Annotated in this window: 13 protein-coding genes; 12 read left to right on the forward strand and 1 reads right to left on the reverse strand. The window is 68.4% G+C overall.

The genetic code is table 11. From position 1 onward, the window contains the following. Nucleotides 1–6: 6 nt before the first annotated feature. The 3 genes from E4A53_RS11145 (at nucleotide 7) to E4A53_RS11155 (ending at nucleotide 5690) form a co-directional block, all read left to right on the forward strand. Nucleotides 7–795 (forward strand): PhzF family phenazine biosynthesis protein, encoded by a 789-nt coding sequence (locus tag E4A53_RS11145; RefSeq protein ID WP_136163188.1) that lies wholly within the window; start codon nucleotides 7–9, stop codon nucleotides 793–795. 231 nt (nucleotides 796–1026) lie between these two features. After that, complete coding sequence (locus E4A53_RS11150) at nucleotides 1027–3867, forward strand: TonB-dependent receptor plug domain-containing protein (RefSeq protein WP_168694368.1); 2841 nt, start codon at nucleotides 1027–1029, stop codon at nucleotides 3865–3867. A gap of 86 nt (nucleotides 3868–3953) precedes the next feature. Next, on the forward strand, nucleotides 3954–5690 hold the full coding sequence (locus E4A53_RS11155) for a DUF885 domain-containing protein (RefSeq protein ID WP_136163190.1): 1737 nt from the start codon (nucleotides 3954–3956) through the stop codon (nucleotides 5688–5690). 51 nt (nucleotides 5691–5741) lie between these two features. Here E4A53_RS11155 and E4A53_RS11160 read toward each other — a convergent pair whose 3' ends face one another. Then, nucleotides 5742–6428: a GntR family transcriptional regulator gene (locus E4A53_RS11160; protein ID WP_136163191.1), complete on the reverse strand. Its 687-nt coding sequence runs from the start codon at nucleotides 6426–6428 to the stop codon at nucleotides 5742–5744. A gap of 278 nt (nucleotides 6429–6706) precedes the next feature. On the opposite strand from E4A53_RS11160, the gene E4A53_RS11165 reads away from it, so the two are divergent. The 9 genes from E4A53_RS11165 to E4A53_RS11205 all read left to right on the forward strand — a co-directional run bounded on the left by E4A53_RS11165 (nucleotide 6707) and on the right by E4A53_RS11205 (nucleotide 22052). Beyond that, nucleotides 6707–8038, forward strand: a complete 1332-nt coding sequence (locus E4A53_RS11165) for a dicarboxylate/amino acid:cation symporter (protein WP_136163192.1) — start codon at nucleotides 6707–6709, stop codon at nucleotides 8036–8038. Between the two features lie 84 nt (nucleotides 8039–8122). After that, on the forward strand, nucleotides 8123–11740 hold the full coding sequence (putA, locus tag E4A53_RS11170; protein WP_136163193.1) for a trifunctional transcriptional regulator/proline dehydrogenase/L-glutamate gamma-semialdehyde dehydrogenase: 3618 nt from the start codon (nucleotides 8123–8125) through the stop codon (nucleotides 11738–11740). 207 nt (nucleotides 11741–11947) lie between these two features. Next, nucleotides 11948–13114, forward strand: a complete 1167-nt coding sequence (locus E4A53_RS11175; RefSeq protein ID WP_136163194.1) for a thiolase family protein — start codon at nucleotides 11948–11950, stop codon at nucleotides 13112–13114. Beyond that, a complete protein-coding gene (locus tag E4A53_RS11180; RefSeq protein ID WP_136163195.1) occupies nucleotides 13111–14367 on the forward strand; it encodes an SDR family NAD(P)-dependent oxidoreductase in 1257 nt (418 codons plus the stop codon). The genes E4A53_RS11175 and E4A53_RS11180 overlap by 4 nt, the downstream gene beginning before the upstream one ends. Before the next feature lie 16 nt (nucleotides 14368–14383). Continuing rightward, complete coding sequence (locus E4A53_RS11185; RefSeq protein WP_136163196.1) at nucleotides 14384–15172, forward strand: cyclase family protein; 789 nt, start codon at nucleotides 14384–14386, stop codon at nucleotides 15170–15172. Between the two features lie 4 nt (nucleotides 15173–15176). Beyond that, complete coding sequence (locus tag E4A53_RS11190; RefSeq protein WP_136163197.1) at nucleotides 15177–16787, forward strand: ATP-dependent acyl-CoA ligase; 1611 nt, start codon at nucleotides 15177–15179, stop codon at nucleotides 16785–16787. Nucleotides 16788–16949: 162 nt separating this feature from the next. After that, nucleotides 16950–17984 carry an AraC family transcriptional regulator gene (locus tag E4A53_RS11195; protein WP_239018272.1) on the forward strand — a complete coding sequence of 345 codons (1035 nt, stop codon included), beginning with the start codon at nucleotides 16950–16952 and terminating at the stop codon, nucleotides 17982–17984. Nucleotides 17985–18153: 169 nt separating this feature from the next. Further along, nucleotides 18154–20439 (forward strand): TonB-dependent receptor, encoded by a 2286-nt coding sequence (locus E4A53_RS11200; RefSeq protein ID WP_136163198.1) that lies wholly within the window; start codon nucleotides 18154–18156, stop codon nucleotides 20437–20439. A 107-nt stretch (nucleotides 20440–20546) separates the two neighbouring features. Further along, entirely contained in the window at nucleotides 20547–22052 is a 1506-nt protein-coding gene (locus E4A53_RS11205; RefSeq protein ID WP_136163199.1) for an aldehyde dehydrogenase family protein, read from the forward strand.

Below are 22052 nucleotides of genomic sequence, written 5' to 3' on the forward strand. Positions count from 1 at the left end.
TGCCCCATGCAATGCTTCATCGTCGCGTCGTTCAGCGACGCGCCCTTTCACGGCAATCCCGCCGGCGTGTGCATCCTCGACGCGCCTGCCGCTCCGGAGACGATGCAGGCGATCGCCACCGAGTTGCACCAGCCGGAAACCGCCTTCCTGCTGCGCGCCGGCGACCGATGGGCGATCCGCTGGTTCTCGCCCCTCGTCGAAGTCGCGCTGTGCGGCCACGCGACGCTCGCCGCCGCCTGCGTGCTGTGGAACGCGCTCGGCGTCCAGTGCGATGTGCTGCATTTCGCCTCGGCCAGCGAAGCGCTCGCCGCCACCCGCGACGGCGACGGGACGATCTGGCTGGATTTCCCGGCCACCGCCGGCACACCGGGCGACGTGCCGGCCGAACTCGCCGCCTGCCTCGACGTCGGCTGGGTCGCGGCCGCTCGCCACCACGACCGCTGGCTGCTCGAATGCGCCGACGCAGCGACGGTGCGCGCCGCCCGCCCGGATTTCGCCAGCCTAGCGCGCACCGGCATTCGCTCGCTGATCCTGACCGCGCGGTCAGATGCCGCCGGCTACGACATCGTCTCGCGGAACTTCGCGCCGATCGTCGGGGTCGACGAGGATCAGGTGACCGGCGCGGCCCATGCCTGCCTCGCCCCTCACTGGCACGACCGCCTCGGCGCGGAGCTGACCTGCTGGCAGGCGTCGGCGCGCGGGGGTACGGTCAGGACCCGGCTGCGCGGCGACCGGGTCGCCCTTGGCGGCCGCGCGGTGATCGAATTCGTCGGCACCATGCGCATCGCCACCTGACGATCGCGCCGTCCTCGACCCCGCTTGACGGCGGCACGGGCTGACTGCGGCACTCCCGACCATCCCCGGCGACCGAAATGCACTTGCGCCCCGACGACTGAATAATATAATCATCGATTGTCAACAATCAGTGATAAATTGACGACGATAAGGAGGAAGCGCGGCATGACGGTGAAAGCAACGGGTTCGCCCAAAAGAGGTACAGCCGAATTCGCACGCGGCATTTCGGTAATGGCGCTCGCCTGCGCCGGCCTCTCCGCCGCCCACGCGCAGGCACCCGCCGCCGGGGCGGAAGAGGTGATCGTCGTCACCGGCAGCCGCCTCGCCAGGCCCGATCTGACCGCGACCAGCCCAGTCAACGTCGTGTCGGACGAAGCGATCAAGCTGTCGGGCAACGGCACCATCGAGCAGACGCTGAACGAACTGCCCCAGTTGAAGGCGCAGGGTGGCGCCACCGCCGGCAACACCAATGCCGCCGGCATCTACACCGCCGACCTGCGCGGCCTTGGCCCCGCCCGCACCCTGGTGCTGGTCAACGGCCGGCGCTTCGTGCCGGTCAACCCGGACCTGCTGGTCGACCTGTCGACGATCCCGGAATCGCTGGTCAAACGGGCGGAGGTCGTCACCGGCGGCGCATCGGCGGTCTACGGGTCGGATGCGGTCGCCGGCGTCGTCAATTTCATCCTGAACGATTCCTTCGAGGGGCTGGAACTCGACTATAGTGGCGCGCTGACCGAGCGTGGCGACGGCCGCCGCCACAAGGCCAGCCTGACCTACGGCGGCAATTTCGCCGACGGACGCGGCAACGTCGTCGCCAACCTTTCCTATCACCGCCAGTACAAGGTGATGGCGGGCGACCGCGCATTCTCGCAGGTCGCACTCAACGAATCCGGCGACACGCTGATCCCGTCCGGGGCGACGCAGATCCCCGGCAGCTACATCGGCCTCTCCTCGGCCCAGCGCCAGCGGCTGGTCGGCGTCGACGTCGCGGGCGCGAACTGCTCGGTCACCGGCGTCCGCTTCGATTCGACCGGCGCCGCCCAGCCGTTCTGCAACCCGGAGGACCTGTACAACTTTTCGTCCGACAACCTGCTGATGCGCCCGCAGGAGCGCTATCAGCTGACCGTCCTTGGCCATTACGACCTGACCGATACGGTCACCGCCTATGCCGAGGGCTATTTCATCGAGAACAAGAACAGCTACCAGATCGCGCCGGTGGCCTTCACCGCGCAGAACGGCCTGTCCGGCACCCTGTCGCTGCCCGACGCGCTGAACAACCCGGCGATCTCGGCGCCGACCCGCGCTTTCTTCGCCGACAACGCCTGGCTGTTCGACCCGGACGGCGACGGCACATACACGCTGACCAACGTGCTCACCCGGCCGATCGAGCTGGGCCCGCGCTCCTATGACTTCCAGCGCACCGCCTATCAGGGCACCTTCGGCCTGCGCGGCAAGCTCGCCCTTGGCGAGGGCAACTGGAACTGGGATGCCTATTATTCCTTCCAGTCGGTGCGTCAGCTTCGCTCCGCCTACGGTACGGTGTCGAACGACCGGCTGGCGCTTGGCCTCGACGTGGTCGTCAACCCGACGACCGGCGCGGCCGAATGCCGCAACAAGATGCTCGGCTGCGTGCCGGTCAACATTTTCGGCGTCGGCTCGGTCACGCCGGAAGCGGCGGCGTTCATCAGCCCGGTCGCGACCGATCGCACTACCGTTACCCGCAACCTGTTCTCGGCGTCGATGAACGGCACGCTGATTCAGTTGCCCGCCGGGCCGCTGGCGGTGGCGGTCGGCGTCGAATACCGCAAGGAGCATTTCGACTACGCGCCGGACGCCCAGGTCGCCGCCGGTCAGCTGTCGGCCAACGTCCCGAACCCGCCGAACAGCGGCGGAATGGACGTGTTCGAGCAATATGCGGAGGTGCGCGTGCCGATCTTCGCCGATCGGCCGTTCCTCCACGAATTGTCGTTCGAAGGCGCGATCCGCTTCTCGCAATATTCGTCGATCGGCTCCACCCTCGCCTACAAGCTCGGCGGCCAGTGGGGGATCACGCCGTGGCTGCGCGTCCGCGGCGCCTATCAACAGGCCGTGCGCGCACCCAGTCTGTCGGACCTGTTCGCCAACCGCTCGTCCGGTTCATCGTCGGGCACCGACCCGTGCGACTACCGGCGCTCGCCGTCGGCCGCGGTCAAGGCGTTCTGCGTGCAGCAGGGCATCCCCGCTGCGGATATCGACAGCTATGTCCAGGTCGGCACCAACGTGAACGTCAACGGCGGGGGCAACCCCGGCCTGCAGGAGGAGGATTCGGACACCTACACCGTCGGCGTGGTCGTCTCGCCGCCATTCATCCCGCGGCTGAACATCACCGCCGACTATTATGACATCACCGTCAACAACGCGATCGCGACGGTCGCCGCGCAGGCGACGCTCGACCAGTGCTTCCTGTCGCTCGACGCAGCCAACCCGTTCTGCTCGCGCATCTCGCGCTTCCCGAACGGCGACATCCAGACGATCCAGACGACGCTGATGAACGTCGCCAGCCGCCAGGTCCGCGGCGTCGACGTGCAGGTCGACTACGGCATTCCGCTTGGCGACAGCTTCTCGATCGGCGGCGAGCCCGCCCGCATCGACCTGCGCTTCGCGGGCAACCGCCAGTTCAAGGACTCGACCGTGCCTCTGCCCGGCAGCGCGGCGATCGAATGCTCCGGCAGGTTCGGCCCCGGCTGCACCGGCGTCGGCAGCTGGGTATCGCTGGGTTTCAAGGCGCAGCTGTCGGCTACCTACTCCAGCGGCCCGCTCAGCTTCACCGCGCGCGGACGGTATCTTGCCCCGATCACCGTGCGCGACGGCCAGGCCGCCTATCGCGACCGGTTCCCGGCGGAAAGCTATCTGGACCTGACCGCCCGGGTCAAAATCGGCGAAGGCGTGTCGCTCTACGGCGGCGTCAACAACGTGTTCGACAACCAACCGCCGCTGCTCGGCTCCCGCATGGGCGGCCCGGTCAACACGGCGGAGGCGACTTACGACGTGCTGGGCCGCCGCTACTTCGCCGGCGTCAACGCGAAGTTCTAACCGGCCGGCCCGGCCAGCCGCAACCGGTTGGCCGGGCCGTCTTTCCAGGCCAGACTTGCATAGCGGAATCGAAAGAGGGGTATGCCATGAACAAGGTCCGTTCCTACCGGACACGGCTGATCGGCGCGTCGCTGGCGGCGCTGATGCTGGTCGGCGCGGCGGCGCCTGCGGCCGAGACGGTCGACGCGATCGGCGCCGGCTACGCGGCGATTGGCGACAACCGCGATGCCGGCGTCTCCCCGGCCTGGCCGGATCCGACCCCCGCCGCCCGCGATCGGCGCGAACAGGCGCTGCGCGCGCTCGCCAGCCGGCTCGATCGGCTGCCGGCCACCAACGATCCCGCAGCGCGGTTCGATCGCGCCTTCCTCACCCATCTGCTCCAGACCGACCTCGCCGCTTTCCGCTTCGACGAGGGGCGGATGCCGTTTTCCAACGGCCAGGGCTTCTTCCGTACCCTTGGCGGCGCGGCCAACACCACGGTGATCCGCAACCAGACCGATGCGGAGAACTGGCTGGCCCGGCTCGACAGCGTCCCGCAATTCTACGACGCCCACATCGCCAACATGCGGCGCGGCCTGAAAAGCGGCTTCATCCAGCCGGTGCTGATTGTCGATCAGGTCCTGCAGCCGCTGCGCGCCGCGGTCGAAGTGCCGGTGGCCGCCGACGCGCTGTTGAAGCCGTTCGCTCACCTGCCGCCCGCCATTCCGGCCGCCGAGCAGACGCGGCTGCGCGCTCGTGCCGCGCGATTGGTCGAGACCCGCGTCCGCCCGGCCCAGCGCGGCCTGGTTGCGTTCATGGAGAAGAAATATCGCCCGGCGGCGCGCACCGCGCTCGCCGCGCGCGACCTGCCCGACGGCGACGCCTATTACCGCTTCCTGATCCGCAAATTCACCACGACCGAGATGACGCCGGAGGAGATCCACGCGCTCGGCGAACAGGAGGTCGCGCGCATCCTCGGCGAAATGCAGGCGATCCTGCGCGAGGTCGGCTTCGCCGGCGACGTCGCCGCGTTCAACGACGCCCTGCGCAAGGACCCGGCGAACTATGCCAGCAGCCCGGAAGATTATATGGAAAAGGCCAGCGAGGTCGCCAAGCGCGCCGACCGCGCCGCGCCGCGCTGGTTCGGCAAGCTGCCGCGCCTCACCTGGGGCCCGGTGTTCAAGACGCCGGAGCAGGAAGGCACCGCCAACATCTACATGCGCGGATCGCCGGAGCTGGGCGTGCCGGGCAGCATCATGATGTCGCATCGCGACGCGCTCAAATCGCCGCTCTACCAGTTGCCCGCCTGGGTGGTGCATGAAGGGGTGCCGGGCCATCACTTCCAGATCGCCCTGTCGCAGGAGCAGGATGCCCTGCCCGCCTGGCGGCGCGAGGCGCGGGTCACCGCCTTCATCGAGGGCTGGGCGCTCTATGCCGAAAGGCTAGCCGGGGAGATGGGTCTCTATCGCGACGCCAAGGAACGCTTCGGCCGGCTGTCGTTCGAAATGTACCGCGCCTGCCGCCTGGTCATGGACACCGGCATCCACTGGCTGCGCTGGAACCGTGAGCAGGCGCGCGAATGTCTGGCCCGCAACACCGCGCTCAGCCCGGCGATGGTCGAATTCGAAACCAACCGCTACATCAGCCAGCCCGGTCAGGCGCTCGCCTACAAGATCGGCGAACTGCGGATCGCCGCCATCCGGGCGCGGGCGGAAAAGGCGCTCGGGCCGAAATTCGACATCCGCGCCTTCCATGACGCGCTGATCGGCGACGGCCCGATCCCGCTCGCCCTGCTCGATGCCCATATGGACGACTGGATCGCCCGCCAGGTCGCGGGGAAATAGCGACGGACGCAGCGCACCAATGGCGGAGCGGCACCTTGCGCAAAAAATCGCTCAGGCGTCGACCTTTTCCTTGCGCGCTTTGAGGAAGCGTTCGGTTTCCTCGCTGCCAAGCCGCATGTGCTGGAGGATTTCCGCCTCCATCACCGGCCAGGAATCGCCCAGCGCGGCGGCGACGAAGCTGTCATGACCGGTGCGGCGTGGCCCGTGGCGGCCATGCGCCAGATAGTTGGAGGCAAGGTAAAGCTGCAGCCGCCCCTTCAGCCCGCCCCATATCTCCAGCAGCAATTGATGGTCCGCCGCCTCGTAGACCAGCGAATGCAGGTGCATTTCGCGGCGGATGCATTCCATCTCGTCGCCGGTGTCGATCGCCGCGAGCAATGCCTGCTGGCGTTGCAACATCTCCGCCCGAAACCCGGCATCGCGCCGGTCCCACGCCAGCCTGAACGCGAAAATCTCCAGCGTGGTGCGCAGCGAATAGATTTCGCGGATCGCGATTTCCGACAATTCGGTGACGCGCGTGCCGCTGAACGGCACCTGGACCAGCAGCCCCTCGTCAATCAGTTGGCGGATCGCCTCGCGCAACGGCCCCCGGCTGACACCGAACTGCTCGGCTAGCGCGGTTTCGATCAGCGCCGAACCAGGCACCAGGTCCCCGGCGAAGATCGCCTTGCGCAGCTCGTCCGCAATGCGCGCGCCAAAGGTCTGCTTTTGCAGTTTTCCGACCGCCGGAACGCTCAATCGCTCTCTCCTGAATTGATTGTCGACAAATAGCGCGCCGGGCGATCCCGCACAACCACCGCGCCTTTCTCGAACGGCACAACGCCGCTTGCCTGCCCCGCGCAGTCGCGATAGATTGTCGACAATCAATTAAAAATTCTGATAGGCCGTCGGACAGGCAGCGATCCCGCCCAACAGAAGCGGGACTTTCCGTCACCGGCACACGACCATGGGAGGACAGGCTTGACGATCCGCAATCGCCACCACCGTCGCGCGACGACGGCGGGCGCGCCCCGGCCATGACCGCCGCACCGGTGCCGCTGCCGGACAAGCGCGGCTGGCTGCGCCGCCATTGGTTCGACGTGCCATTGTGGAAACGGATCATCCCGGCATTCATCCTCGGCGTCGCCGTCGGGGTGTTCTACGGCGAGGACGCCACCCGGCTGCAATGGATGGGCGACATCTTCGTCCGGCTGGCGCGGATGCTGGTCGCGCCGTTGATCTTCTTCACGATCACCGCCGGCGTCATCGGCATGGGCGACCCGAAACGGCTGGGTTCGCTTGGCGTCCGCGCGCTGCTGCTGTTCGCGGGAACGGCGTTGGTGGCGGCGACGATCGGCGTCGCCCTCGGCCTGATCCTCGAACCCGGCGTCGGCGTCAGCCTGCTTGGCGCCAAGCCGCAGACGATCAACGCCGGACGCACGCTCAGCGAGCAATTGCTGGCCATCATCCCCCTCAATCCGGTTCAGGCGCTCGCCGATGGGGACATGCTGGCGATCATCTTCTTCGCGATCTTCTTCGCCATCGCGGTGCTGACCCTCGGTTCGCGCGCGCAGCCCCTGAACGACGTGATCGGCATCGCATCCGAAGCGATGATGAAGATGATCATCTTCGTTATGGAAACCGCGCCCTTCGGCGTGTTCGGGCTGATGGCGGCGGTGGTCGGCGCCAACGGCCTCGGCGCGTTCGTCAACGTGTCGCTGCTCGCGCTCGGCACGCTGGCCGGCTGCGCGATCCAGCTGCTGATCGTCCATACCGGCATCATCGCGCTGCTCGCCCGACTGTCGCCGATGCGCTATCTGCGCGGGGCAGTCGACGCGCTGGTCGTCGGCTTCTCCACCTCGTCCAGCTCCGCCAGCCTGCCGGTCGAAATGGCGATCGCCGAAAAGCAGTTCGGCCTGCACAAGACGATCCTGTCCACCGTCCTGCCGGTCGGTGTCGGCATCGCCCGCGACGGCACCGCGATGTTCGTCGCGTTGCTGTCGGTGTTCGCGATCCAGGCGCTCGGCATCACCCCGACGCTGACCGATCTGGCGCTGGTCGTCGCCGTCTCGACCCTGCTCGCCCTCGGCGCCCCGCCGATCCCGTCGGCGGCGATGTTCATGATGGCGGCGGTGCTCTCCGTCGTCGGGATCAGCGACGCGCAGGCTGCGATCATCGTCGGCTTCATCCTGCCGTTCGACCGGCTGCTCGACATGATGCGCACCGTGATCAACGTATCGACCAACATGGTCAACGCAACCGTGATGGCGCGCTGGTCGGGCGAGATCGACGTCGCCGTCTATGACGGGCATGCCGTTGCCGGCGGCACCAAAGCGGGAGTTGACGGCGCGCCCCGGCAAGGCGATTAGCCCTTGTCGGAGCGGGCGGAATCCCGCTTCGCCATGGACGATACCATCTCCATCCTCGAAGGCAGGGCGCGCAGGCGGACCATCATGAACGATACGCATCTTTTCGCGGCCTTCGCGCCGCCGATCCGCGAACAATCCGCGCTCCGCCGTGCGATCACCGCCGCCTATCGCCGCCCGGAACCGGATTGCGTCCGCCCGCTGCTCGACGCCGCCGCACTGCCGCCGGAAACCCAGGCGGCGGTGCGCGACACCGCCCGCACGCTGATCACCGCGCTGCGCGCCAACCGCAGCACCGGCGGGGTCGAGGGGCTGGTCCAGGAATTTTCGCTGTCCAGCCAGGAAGGCGTCGCGCTGATGTGCCTGGCAGAGGCTTTGCTGCGCATCCCCGACGATGCGACGCGCGACGCGCTGATCCGCGACAAGATCGCCAGCGGCGACTGGAAATCCCATATGGGCGGCGAACGCTCGCTGTTCGTCAACGCGGCGACCTGGGGGCTGGTCGTCGCCGGCACGCTGTTCGACAGCGTCGACGACAAGGGACTGGCGGCGGCGCTGGCGCGCGCGGTCACCCGCGCCGGCGAACCGGTGATCCGCCGCGCCGTCGCGCTGGCGATGCGGATGATGGGCGAACAGTTCGTCACCGGCGAGACGATCGCAGAGGCGTTGAAGCGCGCCCGCAAGATGGAGGCGAAGGGCTTCACCTACAGCTACGACATGCTGGGTGAAGCGGCGACCACCGCCGCCGACGCCGCCCGCTACCTGCGCGACTACGAGCATGCGATCGCCGCGATCGGCACCGCTTCCGCCGGGCGCGGCATCTACGAAGGACCGGGCATCTCGATCAAGCTGTCCGCCCTCCATCCGCGCTATGTCCGCGCCCAGGCCGACCGGGTGATGGACGAGCTGCTGCCGCGGGTGAAGGCACTGGCCCTGCTCGCCAAATCCCACGACATCGGCCTCAATATCGACGCGGAGGAAGCCGACCGGCTGGAGCTGTCGCTCGACCTGCTCGAAAGCCTGGCGCTCGACCCGGATCTCGCCGGGTGGAACGGCCTCGGCTTCGTCGTCCAGGCCTATGGCAAGCGCTGCCCGTTCGTCATCGACTGGATCGTCGCGCTCGCGCAGCGCGCCAACCGGCGGATCATGGTCCGGCTGGTCAAGGGCGCCTATTGGGATGCCGAGATCAAGCGCGCCCAGGTCGACGGCCTTGCCGACTTCCCGGTCTATACGCGCAAGGTCCACACCGACGTCGCCTATATCGCCTGCGCGAAGAAGCTGCTCGCCAACCGGCAGGCGGTGTTCCCGCAATTCGCCACCCACAACGCCCAGTCGCTGGCAACGATCTACCAGCTTGCCGGGCCGGATTTCCATATCGGGGACTGGGAATTCCAATGTCTCCACGGCATGGGCGAGCCGCTCTACGAGCAGGTCGTCGGCGCCGCCAATCTCGACCGCCCCTGCCGCATCTACGCGCCGGTCGGCACACACGAGACGCTGCTCGCCTATCTCGTTCGCCGCCTCCTCGAAAACGGCGCCAATTCGTCCTTCGTCAACCGCATCGGCGACCCTGCGGTGTCGATCGACGAGCTGATCGGCGATCCGGTCGACGAGGTGCGCGCCACGCCGGTTCCCGGCGCCAGCCACGACCTGATCGCCCTGCCGGCGGCGCTCTATCCGGACCGGGTGAACTCCGCCGGTATCGACCTCAGCGACGAGGACGCGCTCCACGCGCTCGGCCAGGCCCTCATTCAGAGCGCAGCGACCGACTGGGCCGCCGGGCGGGACGGCACGCCGCGAGAGGTCCGCAACCCGGCCGACCACCGCGATCTGGTCGGCATCGTCCACGACATGTCGGTCGATCAGGCCCGTGCGGCGGTGGCCCGCGCCGCCGCGTCGGGCTGGCCGTCCATCCCGGTCGCCGAGCGCGCGGCGATGCTCGAACGCGCCGCCGACGCGATGCAGGCGCGGATGCCGGTGCTGCTCGGCCTGATCGCGCGCGAGGCCGGAAAATCCATCCCCAACGCCATAGCCGAGGTGCGCGAGGCAATCGATTTCCTGCGCTATTACGCGCTGCGCGCCCGCCAGACCTTCGGCCCGGAGCAGCAGCCGCTCGGCCCGGTCGTCTGCATCAGCCCGTGGAACTTCCCGCTGGCGATCTTCACCGGGCAGGTCTGCGCCGCGCTGGTCGCCGGCAACCCGGTGCTCGCCAAGCCGGCGGAGGAAACCCCGCTGATCGCCGCCGAGGGCGTCCGCCTGCTGCACGAGGCGGGCGTCCCCGCCGATGCGCTGCAACTGGCCTGCGGCGCCGGGGAGATCGGCGCGGCGCTGGTTGCGGCGCCGGAAACCGCCGGCGTCATGTTCACCGGCTCGACCGAAGTCGCCCGGCTGATCCAGAAGCAGCTTGCCGAGCGGCTGTCTCCCGCCGGCAAACCGATCCCGCTGGTCGCCGAGACCGGCGGCCAGAACGCGATGATCGTCGATTCCTCCGCCCTGGCCGAACAGGTGGTGGCCGACGTCATCGCCTCCGCCTTCGACAGCGCCGGCCAGCGCTGCTCGGCGCTGCGCATCCTCTGCCTGCAGGACGAGGTCGCCGACCGTACGCTGACCATGCTGAAAGGCGCGCTCCGGGAATTGCGGATCGGCCGGACGGATCGGCTGGCCGTCGATACCGGCCCGGTCATCACCGCCGAAGCCAAGGCCAACATCGAGAAGCATATCGAGGCGATGCGCGCGCGCGGCCGCAAGGTGGAGCAGCAGGAAATGCCCGCCGACACCGCGCTCGGCACCTTCGTCGCCCCGACGATCATCGAACTGGACAGCATCGCCGACCTGGAGCGCGAGGTGTTCGGCCCGGTCCTCCACGTCATCCGTTACCGGCGGGAGGGGCTGGAGCAGTTGATCGCGGCGATCAACGCCACCGGCTACGGCCTGACCTTCGGCCTGCACAGCCGCCTCGACGAGACGGTCGCCCATGTCACCGGGCGGGTGAAGGCGGGCAACCTCTACGTCAACCGCAACGTCATCGGCGCGATCGTCGGGGTCCAGCCGTTCGGCGGGCGCGGCCTGTCGGGCACCGGCCCCAAGGCGGGCGGCCCGCTCTACATCAACCGGCTGACCCGGGTCGCTCCGCCTGGCCCGGCCCCGGCGGCCGCGCCGGCCAACCCGGTGCTGGCGGATCTCGCCGGCTGGCTGGACGGGCGCGGCGAAACCGATGTCGCCGGTATCGCCCGGGCGTTGGGCGCCGCCTCGCCGGTCGGGTTCGAAGCGGAGTTGCCCGGCCCGGTCGGTGAACGCAACCTCTACGCCCTTCATCCGCGCGGGACGATCCTGCTCCGCCCGGCCACCCGCGCCGGGCTGTTCCACCAGCTTGCCGCCGCGCTGGCGACCGGCAACGCCGTCACCGTCGAGGCCCCGTCGGAACTGACCGCGCTGCTCGCCGATCTACCGCCGTCGGTTAGCGCTTGGGTCAGGCCGTCGGCGGACGTGTCCGCCGCCCTGGTCGAAGGCGAAGGATCCGCCGTCGGCGCGGTGCTGCGCGAACTCGCCGCCCGCCCTGGCGCGGTGGTCTCAGCGCATGCCGCCTCGACCGCCGCGCTCGCCAGCGCCGACGCCTACTGCATCGACTGGCTTGTTGAGGAGGTGGCGACGTCGATCAACACGACGGCGGCGGGCGGCAACGCCAGCCTGATGGCTATCGGATAGGTTAAATATTCAACTTTTTGTTGCAAACGCCGGCCGGCGCGTGCACCCCGGATGCCGTCCGCTCGACAAGTGGGCGGCGCCTCGGTATCAGCCCCGGCAATGCGACGTCATGGCAAGCCTGTTGACCCTCGATCGCGCCGAATCCCGGCATGCGCATCCCGCCGTGGCCTGGCGGCACGCACCGCCCTGCGTCGGGGATAACGGCGCATGACCGCGGCCGCCGGCTATGATGATGTCGTCGTCACCGCGCCGGTAACCGTGCCCTATCAGCGCTATTCGACGAAGGGCGCGCACTGGTTCCTCGGCCGCGCCGTCGCCGGGTTGCTCGACGCCAGCGGCCTGCCGAAAAGCGGCATAGACGGCCTGTGCGTCTCCAGCTTTTCGCTCGGCCCGGATTCCGCCGTCGGCCTGACCCAGCATCTCGACGTATCGCTGCGCTGGCTCGATCATATCCCGATGGGCGGCGCCAGCGGCATCGTCGCCCTGCGCCGCGCCGCGCGCGCCGTTCAGGCCGGCGACGCCAGCGTCGTCGCCTGCATCGCCGGCGACGCTAACCGGGTCGATTCCTTCCGCGAAAGCACCGCGCGGTTCAGCCTGTTCTCGCAGGATGCGGTCTACCCCTACGGTGCCGGCGGCCCCAATGTCAGCTTCGCCTTCCTGACCGCCTATTACATGCGGACCTACGGCGCGACGGCGGAGGATTTCGGCAAGCTCTGCGTCGCCCAGCGCAGCAACGCGCTGCACTATCCGCATGCGCTGTTCACCACGCCACTGACGCTTGACGCCTATCTCGCCTCGCGGATGATCGCCGACCCGATCCGTCTGTTCGACTGCGTGATGCCCTGCGCCGGGGCGGAAGGCTTTCTGGTCATGCGCCGGGCGGAAGCGGAACGGCTCGGCCTGCCTTATGCCCGCCTGCTCGGCGCGATCGAGCGGCATAATCCGTTCCCCGACGACCCGATCCAGTATCGCGGCGGCTGGGTGCTCGACCGCGACGCGCTCTACGCGCAGGCTGGCGTCGGCCCGCGGGATATCGACGTGCTCCAGACCTATGACGATTATCCGGTCATCAATATAATGCAGTTCGAGGATCTCGGCTTCTGCGACAAGGGCGAAGGCCCGGGTTTTGTCCGCCGCAACAGCTTCGAAGTCGGCGGCAGCTTCCCGTTCAACACCTGCGGCGGCCAGCTCTCGGTCGGCCAGGCCGGCGCCGCCGGCGGCTTCCTCGGCATCGTCGAGGGGCTGCGCCAGGTGACCGGCGCCACGCTCGGCGCCCAGGTGGACGGCGCCCGCCATGCGCTGGTCAGCGGCTTCGGCATGATCAACTACGATCGCGGGCTGTGCAGCGGCGCCGCGATACTGGGGGCGGCATGACCGGCGGCGTCAGGCGCAAGAACCCGATCCTGAAGACGCGCCAGCCGACGCTGCCGCCGGCGCTGCGCAGCCGCGTCGCGCTCGGCATGACCGCCGGCGCCGCCGTCGGCCGGCTCGACCTGCAACAGTGCGAACAGTGCGGCACCGTCCAGTATCCGGCGCGCGAGGTCTGCCGGAGCTGCCTGTCCGGCCAGCTCGTCTGGCGGCCGCAGGACGGCCTCGGCACGCTGCTCAGCGAAACCGTCTCGCGCGCGTCGATGGAACTGTATTTCCGCGAACGGCTTCCCTGGCGGGTCGGTCTGGTGCAGCTTGCCGCCGGGCCGACGGTGGTCGCCTATGTCCACGCCGCCTGCGCGGCGGCGCCGGCCGATGTGCGTGTGGAGGTGGCGCTCGACCGCGCCGGTCAGGCCGTTCTCGTCGCGATGCCGCTCGATGCGGCCGTAACCCTGGCGGAGGACCCGCGCTTGCACGACATGACCTGCGACCCGACGCACCGCAAGATCCTGGTCACCGACGGCAAGTCGGAGGTCGGCCAGGCCATGGTCCGCGCTTTCGCCGCCGCCGGCGCCAGCCAGGTCTGGGTCGGCCATGCCGAACCGTGGAAGCAGCCGCCCGGCTTCGCCGCGCTCGCCGAACTGCCGCAGGTGACGCTGGTGCCGCTCGACGTGACCGACGGCCAGTCGGTTACCGAACTGGCCGGCGTGATCGGCGGCAAGGTCGACATCGTCGTCAACACCGCCGACCACCACCGCACCTATGGCATCGCCGGCCGACGCGGGGTGGAAACGGCGCAGGCGGAAATGGAGGTCAACTATCTCGGCCTGCTCCGCCTTGCCCAGGCGTTCGGTCCCGCGCTGCGCGGCCGGGCGGCGGACGGCGATGCCGGCGCCGTCGCCTGGGTCAACATCCTGTCGATCTTCGCCCTCGCCAACTTCCCGCCGCACGGCACCTATTCGGCGGCGCAGGCGGCGGCGTTGTCGCTCGCCCAGTGCCTGCGCGCGGAAATGCGCCCGGCCGGCATCCGCGTCGTCAACGTCTTTCCCGGCCCGGTCGACGAGCCGTGGAACCAGCTTGTGCTGCCGCCGAAGATCGCGCCGAAGGGGCTGGCCGATGCGGTCGTCAAGGCGCTGAAGGCGACGGTCGAGGATGTCTATCCCGATCCGGTCGCGCGCGACTGGCTGGAACGCTGGCGCGCCGACCCCAAGACCCTTGAACGCGAACTGATGGCAGCATCGCCATCAAGTGCCGGCTGACGGAGCGGGGATTGCCATGACCACGGACGCATTGACCGGTTTCGCCGCCGCGCTGGCGGCAGGGCAGATCCGCATCGTCGATCTGACCCAGACGCTGACGCCGGATTTCCCGCAGATCGGCCTGCCGCCGGAAATGGGCCAGAGCCGCCCGTTCCGGCTGGAGGAAGTGTCGCATTACGACGAACGCGGCCCAAGCTGGTACTGGAACAACTTCTCGTGCGGCGAACATAGCGGCACCCATTTCGACGCGCCGATCCACTGGATCACCGGCCGCAACCTGCCGAACAACGCCACCGACACCATCCCGGTCGCCGATTTCGTCGCCCCCGCCTGCGTTGTCGACTGCTCGGCCGAAAGCGCCCGCGACGCCGATTATCTGCTGACCGTCGACCGGCTGACCGCCTGGGAAGCCGAACATGGCCGCATCCCGGCGGGCAGCTGGGTGCTGATGCGGACCGACTGGTCGAAACGCACCGACCCCGCCGCCTACCAGAATTACGACGAGACCGGCCAGCACACCCCCGGCCCCGACGTGGACGCCGTCCGCTTCCTGGTGGACGAGCGCGGCGTGATCGGCTTCGGCACGGAAACGATCGGCACCGATGCCGGTCAGGCCGCCCATTTCACCCCGCCCTACCCCTGCCATAGCTTCATGCACGGCGCCGGCCGCTACGGGCTGCAATGCCTCGCCAATCTCGACCAGTTGCCGCCGACCGGCGCGCTGATCGTCGCCGCGCCACTGAAGATCCGGCGGGGCAGCGGCAGCCCATTGCGCGTCCTCGCGCTGATCGCCAACGGAGCCTGACGCCATGCCTTCATCCGCGCTCTCCCCCGCGCCTTCGTTCGCCCCCGCCGATCGGACGCTGCCGGTCATGCTGCAACGGCAGGCGGCGCGCTATGGCGACAAGCGCCTGTTCGTCACCGACGAAGGCACGTGGAGCTATGCCGACGCGCTGGCCGCCGCCGCTCGCGCGGCCGCGACGCTGGCCGCGGCCGGGGTCAAGCGCGGCGACCGTGTCGCCATCCTGTGCGGCAACCGCATCGCCTTCCTCGAAATGGTGCTCGGCTGCGCCTGGCTCGGTGCCGTCCATGTCCCGGTCAACACCGCGTCGAAGGGGCCGCAGGTCCAGTACATCCTCGGCAATTGCGGCGCAAAGCTGCTGGTGATCGAGGACGAACTGCTGTCGGCGCTCGACGTTGCCGATCTCTCCGCCCTGCCGCTGGAGGCGATCTGGGTGGTCGGCACCGCCCCGGCCGATGCGATCCAGGGCCGGCCGTGCCGCGCCTATGCGCTCGGCACCGACGAGATCGCCGCCGCGCCGGTCCGGCCGGGCGACACGATGGCGATCCTCTACACCTCCGGCACCACCGGCCCGTCGAAGGGGGTCTGCTGCCCGCAGGCGCAATATTACTGGTGGGGCACGCTCTCGGTCCAGTCGCTCGGCGTCGTCGAGGGCGACGTGCTGATGACGACGCTGCCGCTGTTCCACATCAACGCGCTCAATACGTTCGCCCAGGCGCTGATCGCCGGCGCAACGATGGTGCTCGAACGGCGCTTCTCGGCCTCCGGTTTCTGGCCGGCGGCGGTGAAGCACGGCGCCACCGTCACTTACCTGCTCGGCGCGATGGTGCCGATCCTGCTGTCGCGCGAGCCGAGCGCGGCGGAACGCGAGCACCGGGTGCGGATCGCGCTTGGTCCCGGCGTTCCGGCTAATCTTCACGCCACCTTCATGGACCGCACCGGCGTCGCCCTGCTCGACGCCTACGGCTCGACGGAAACCAATTTCGTCATCGGCCGCGGCATCGCCGACCAGAAGCTGGAGACGATGGGTCGGCTGCGCGACGGCTTCACCGCCCGCGTCGTCGATGCGGAGGACAATGAACTGCCGGCCGGCGAAGCGGGCGAGCTGGTGCTGCGCGCCGACGAGCCTTTCGCCTTTGCCACCGGCTATTTCAACATGGACGACAAGACGGTCGAGGCGTGGCGCAACCTGTGGTTCCACACCGGCGACCGGGTGATCCGCGACGGCGACGGCTATTTCAAGTTCGTCGACCGGATCAAGGACGCGATCCGCCGGCGCGGCGAGAACATCTCGTCCTACGAGGTCGAACAGGTGCTGCTAAGCCACCCCGACGTGGCGGAAGCCGCCGTCTACCCGGTCCAGTCCGAACTGGCGGAGGATGAGGTGATGGCGGCGATCATCCGCCGCCCCGGCACCGACTTCGCCGGGCCGGAACTGCTCAAATTCTGCGAGACGCGCCTGCCCTATTTCGCGGTGCCGCGTTACCTGCTGTTCCCGGCCGATCTGCCGCGCACCGAAAACGGCAAGGTGCAGAAATACAAGCTGCGCGAACAGGGCGTCACCCCGGAAAGCTGGGACCGCGAGGCCCATGGCTACAAGGTCGAACGCCGCCGCTGATCCGCCGCCGCCCGCGCCGCTCCGCCCCTCCATTGACGCGGCCGGCCCAAAAACGGATGATAGACGGCTAACGGCCGGCACCGGCGGCGCGCGCCTCCCGCGGCCGGCGCGTGTGCGGCAACAAGGCGAATTCACTCTGGAGAGGAACGGCAGGAGCTGACTGTGGCGAACGAGCCTGTCAATTCGGCGTTTGCCTGGATGCCGCCGGAGTTGCCGCTGAACCGGTGGGCGCATTTCGCCAGCAACGAGCTGGACGCGGTGCACCAGCACATGATCGATGCCTTCTGCCCGCACGATCTGACGACGGAAGGCGGCCTGCCGCCGATCCGCTTTCGCCACAACCAGGCGACGCTCAACTCCTGCACCTTCAACGCGACCGACTATGGCCTGTCCTACGGCCGCGTCGCCCTGTTCATCCCGCCGTCCGAAAACGCCTTCCTCGTCCAGCTCGCGCTCAGCGGCCGCGCCCATTTCGTCCATCAGGGCCGCAGCTTCGCGCTCAGCCCCGGCTACATGTCGGTGCTCAGCCCGCACGAGCCGATCCGGCAGATCACCGAAACCGGCTGCCGCCACTTCACCATCAAGCTCGACCGCACCCATCTCGAAGGCCTGTTGCGGCAGGATGTCGGCCAGCACCGCGCCGCGCTGGTTTTTTCGCCCGATCCGGTGCCGATCGCCGGCCATGCCGCATCGTTCATGCGCTTCGTCCGGGCGATGGTCGACGACATGGATGAGCAGGACACCGGCTTCATGCACCCGCGCACCATGGCCTCGACGGAGGAGATGCTCGGCCGCCTGCTGCTCAGCGCGGTGCTGCACAATCACAGCGACGATTATCTGTCGGACAGCGGCAGCACCGCCGTTCCCTATTACGTCCGCCGGGCGGAGGAGTTGATCCGCGAGCGCTATGCCGATCCGCTCACCTTGTCCGACCTGATCGCCGCCGCCGGGGTCAGCGGCCGGTCGCTGCACCTGGGCTTCCGCCGCTTCCGCGACGACAGCCCGATGGGCTATCTGAAACGCTACCGCCTGCGCCGCGCGCGCGACATGCTGAACACCGCCCGCGACAGCGGCCTTACCGTCACCGACGTCGCACTGGCCAACGGCTTCCCGCACCTCAGCAAATTCTCGCAGGATTATGCGCGGCAGTATGGCGAGCTGCCTTCTGCCACGCTGCGCTTCGGCAGGGCGGGCTGACCGGCCGCCAATTGTTGCCAAATCGGTAAAACCGTTTCCTGCACGGTATAGCAGGGCTTCCCCGGATCGATCAGAAGTGCGCCTGGGCGACACTGCCGAACCGCAGGTCGACCCTGAACAAAGCAGGGCGCGACATCATCGCGCCCGGACAAGCTTCTTGGGGAGGCGCATGACCCGTTCCGTTTCCACCTCGATCCTCGCCCTTGCCGCCGCCGCGCTGTGCGTGCCGGCCGCCGCGCTGGCCCAGACCGCCGGCGAAGGGCTGGACGATATCGTCGTCACCGCGCAGAAGCGCGAGCAGAGCCTTCAGAATGTCGGCATCTCCGTCACCGCGATCACCGGCGAGCAGATCCTGCAGCGTGGCATCTCGAACAGCATCGACCTGATCGTGCGGACGCCGAGCGTCGACAATTATTCGCCCTACGGCCCCGGCTCCAGCGCCAACATCGTCATTCGCGGCGTCGGCCTGAACGATTTCGGCGAAGGCAATGAAGCGCCGGTCACGGTCTATGTCGACGAATTCTACATCGTCAACGTGCCGGCGGTCGACTTCGCGCTGTTCGACCTGCAACGCGCGGAGATCCTGCGCGGCCCGCAGGGCACGCTGTTCGGCCGCAACTCGACCGGCGGCCTGGTCAACTACGTCACCGCCCGCCCGACCGACACGCTGGAAGGCTTCGCCAAGGCGACCTACGCGCGCTTCAACGAGCTGAAGCTGGAAGCGGCGATCAACGCGCCGATCAGCGACACGCTGTCGGCGCGCGTCGCGATGCTCTCGCATCATTCGGACGGCTATATCCGCAACCTGAACCCTGCCTTTGCCGATGCGAAGGGTGGCGCCGCCGGCACCGACGCGGTGCGTGGCCAGTTGCGTTACGACGACGGTACCTGGGATGTGCTGTTCAAGGCGGAATACGGCCGCCAGAACCACGTCCACACCTATTACGAGCAGACACCCAGCGTCCGCGACGCGCTGACCGGCCTCGCCTCGCTCAACCCGACCGGCACCGACGCCGCCGGCTATAACGAGGACCTGTTCGGCGCCGGCGCGCCCAACGTCACCAACACCAACCGGCCGCAGCATCTGAAGTCGCAGGGCACCACTCTGCTGCTGCGCGCGGAGCGCAAGCTGGGGGAAGTCACCTTCACCTCGGTCACCGGCTATCAGCACTTCTCTCGCCAATACAGCGAGGATTGCGACGCCAGCCCGAACGACACCTGCTACGCCAGCTTCCCGTACAAGGCGGATTCGGCCAGCCAGGAATTCCGCTTCTACTATTCGGGTGATCGCCTGCGCTGGACGGCCGGCGTCTACGGCCTGAACTCGCGGTCGAAGAACAATCCGTTCGCGGTGTTCAACGTGCCGGTTTCCGGGCCGACGGCGGTCGATCCGGCGACGGGCCTCTACGACGGCGCCTTCCTGCCGATCAACCTCGCCGCCAACTGGCGGCTACGCACCAACTCCGCCGCCATTTTCGGACAGGCCGAATATGACGTGGCGCCGACGGTGACGGTGATCGGCGGCATCCGGGTGACGCGCGACGACAAGAAGTTCCGCGACGCCGACAACGCGTCGCTGCGCTCCTGCCCCGGCTTCGCGCTGCCGACCAACTGCTTCCCGGCGCCGGACGGCCCCGGCATCGCCAACCCCTATGCCGACCGCTACAAGAAGACGCTGTGGTCTGGTAAGTTCGAGGTCGATTTCAAGCCGACCAGCAACGCCCTGCTCTATGCCAGCATCTCGCGCGGCACCAAGTCGGGCGGGTTCAGCAACGGCTTCTATCCGGGCGGGGTGACGACGGACAAGCTACGCTACGGCGCGGAAACCAACATCGCCTATGAAGTCGGCGAGAAGCTGACCCTGCTCGACCGCCGGCTGCGGCTGAACAGCGCCTTCTTCTACTATGATTACAAGAACTTCCAGACCTTCAACTGGGAGGGCGTCGGCGGCCTGCTCAGCAACCACGACGCCCGCGCCTATGGCGGCGAGGTGGAGATAGAGGCGGTTCCGGTCCGCCACCTGACCCTGTCGCTCGGCGGGTCCTACCTCAACACCAGGATCAAGGGCGTGACCAACTCGCTGCCCAGCGGCGGCACCTACACCGCCGACCGCGAGATGGCGAACGCGCCGGCGTGGACCGCGAACGGCGGCATCACCTACGCCGTGCCGCTCGCCAACGGGCGGACGCTGACCCTGTCGTGGGACGGCAACTACCGCTCGTCGCGCTACACCAACAACTTCAACGATCCGTCAGTGCGGTTGCGCGCATACTTCAAGCACAACGCCAACATCTCACTGGACCTGAACGAGAATGTCCAGGTGCAGGCGTTCGTCAGGAACATCTCCAACAACGTCGCGCCGACCAAGATCTACCAGTTCAACGACATCGGCTACACGCAGTTCATCTACTCCGAACCGCGCGTGTTCGGCGGCAGCCTGTTCTTTCGCTTCTAGGAGGGATGCGGGGCGCCGGCACGCGCCCCGCCGTCAACGATGGACCACATAACGCAGGCACGGCGCCAATCGGCCGAACGACACCACCGCACCGGGAACGGCCGGCGATGACGCTCGCCAACGATTATGCCGGGCTGACCGACGCCGCCCGCGCCTTCCTCAACGGCCGCAAGATGCTGTTCATCGACGGGGAATGGCAGGCGCCGGCCGCCGGCCGCTACGCGCCGATCGTCGACCCAAGCCACGGCGGCGCCGTCACCGAGGCGGCACTGGCCGACGCCGGCGATGTCGACCGCGCCGTCCGCGCCGCCCGCCGCGCCTTCGTCGAAGGGCCGTGGCCGGCGATGCGCCCGCACCAGCGCGAGGCGGTGATGCTGCGCCTTGCCGAGCTGATCGACGCCGAAACCGAAACCCTCGCCCAGATCGAGACGGTGTCGAGCGGCAAGCTGATCCAGAACACCCGGCTGTTCGACGCACAATTCTCCGTCCACACGCTGCGCTACATGGCCGGCTGGGCGACCAAGATCGCCGGCAAGACGATGGAGTTGTCGGTCCCCTACATGCCCGGCACCCGCTTCTCCGGCTTCACCCGGTTGCAGCCGCTCGGCGTCGTCGCCGGGATCATGCCGTGGAACGTGCCGCTGTGCGAAGCGGTATGGAAGCTGGCGCCGGTGCTGGCGACCGGCTGCACGATCGTGCTGAAGCCGGCGGAGCAGACGCCGCTGACCACGCTGCGGCTGGCGGAACTGTGCATCGCGGCGGGCATCCCGCCCGGCGTGGTCAACGTCGTCACCGGCACCGGGGCGGAGGCCGGCGCCGCGCTGGTCGCGCACCCGGATGTCGACAAGATCAACTTCACCGGATCGACCGCCGTTGGGCGCAGCATCGCCGCCGCCGCCGCGCCCCGGTTCAAGAAATACAATCTCGAGCTGGGCGGCAAGTCGCCGGTGGTCGTCGCCGCCGACGCCGATCTCGACGCCGCGATCCCCGGCGCGGCTTGGGCGATCCTTGGCAATCACGGCCAGAATTGCTGCGCCGGATCGCGCCTCTATGTTCATCGCAGCGTCTTCGACCGCGTCGTCGACGGCATCGCCGCCATCGCCGATTCGCTGGTCATCGGCCCCGGCCTTGATCCCGCCTCCACCCTTGGTCCGCTGGTCAGCGCCGCGCATCGCGACCGGGTGCTCGGCTATATCGAACGCGGCGTGGCTGACGGCGCCTCCCTCCTCTACGGTGGCACGCCGGTCGACGATCCCGGCTCGTACATGCGGCCGGCGCTGCTCGTCGGCGCGCGGCAGGAGGATGCGGTGGTGCAGGAGGAGATTTTCGGCCCGGTGCTCGTCGCCTTCCCGTTCGACGACATGGACGACGCCTTGGCGCTGGCCAACGCCAGCGGTTTCGGCCTCGGCGCCAGCATCTGGTCGCGCGATTTCGCCACCATCTCCGACTTCGTCGATCGGGTGCAGGCCGGCACGGTCTGGATCAACAACCACAACACGCTTGACCTTTCCCTGCCGTTCGGCGGCTGGAAGCAGTCCGGCGTCGGCCACGAGCTTGGCGAGGAAGGGCTGTACGCGCACCTCGCCGTCAAGGCCGGCGTCGTCAGGCACTGA

Origin of the sequence: Sphingomonas flavalba (assembly GCF_004796535.1) — a bacterium.
Taxonomy (GTDB): domain Bacteria; phylum Pseudomonadota; class Alphaproteobacteria; order Sphingomonadales; family Sphingomonadaceae; genus Sphingomonas_L; species Sphingomonas_L flavalba.

Coding starts and splice junctions, on each gene's coding strand:
- E4A53_RS11145 (WP_136163188.1), top strand. CDS start 7: ATGCAATGCTTCATCGTCGCGTCGTTCAGCGACGCGCCCTTTCACGGC.
- E4A53_RS11150 (WP_168694368.1), top strand. CDS start 1,027: ATGGCGCTCGCCTGCGCCGGCCTCTCCGCCGCCCACGCGCAGGCACCC.
- E4A53_RS11155 (WP_136163190.1), top strand. CDS start 3,954: ATGAACAAGGTCCGTTCCTACCGGACACGGCTGATCGGCGCGTCGCTG.
- E4A53_RS11165 (WP_136163192.1), top strand. CDS start 6,707: ATGACCGCCGCACCGGTGCCGCTGCCGGACAAGCGCGGCTGGCTGCGC.
- putA (WP_136163193.1), top strand. CDS start 8,123: ATGAACGATACGCATCTTTTCGCGGCCTTCGCGCCGCCGATCCGCGAA.
- E4A53_RS11175 (WP_136163194.1), top strand. CDS start 11,948: ATGACCGCGGCCGCCGGCTATGATGATGTCGTCGTCACCGCGCCGGTA.
- E4A53_RS11180 (WP_136163195.1), top strand. CDS start 13,111: ATGACCGGCGGCGTCAGGCGCAAGAACCCGATCCTGAAGACGCGCCAG.
- E4A53_RS11185 (WP_136163196.1), top strand. CDS start 14,384: ATGACCACGGACGCATTGACCGGTTTCGCCGCCGCGCTGGCGGCAGGG.
- E4A53_RS11190 (WP_136163197.1), top strand. CDS start 15,177: ATGCCTTCATCCGCGCTCTCCCCCGCGCCTTCGTTCGCCCCCGCCGAT.
- E4A53_RS11200 (WP_136163198.1), top strand. CDS start 18,154: ATGACCCGTTCCGTTTCCACCTCGATCCTCGCCCTTGCCGCCGCCGCG.
- E4A53_RS11205 (WP_136163199.1), top strand. CDS start 20,547: ATGACGCTCGCCAACGATTATGCCGGGCTGACCGACGCCGCCCGCGCC.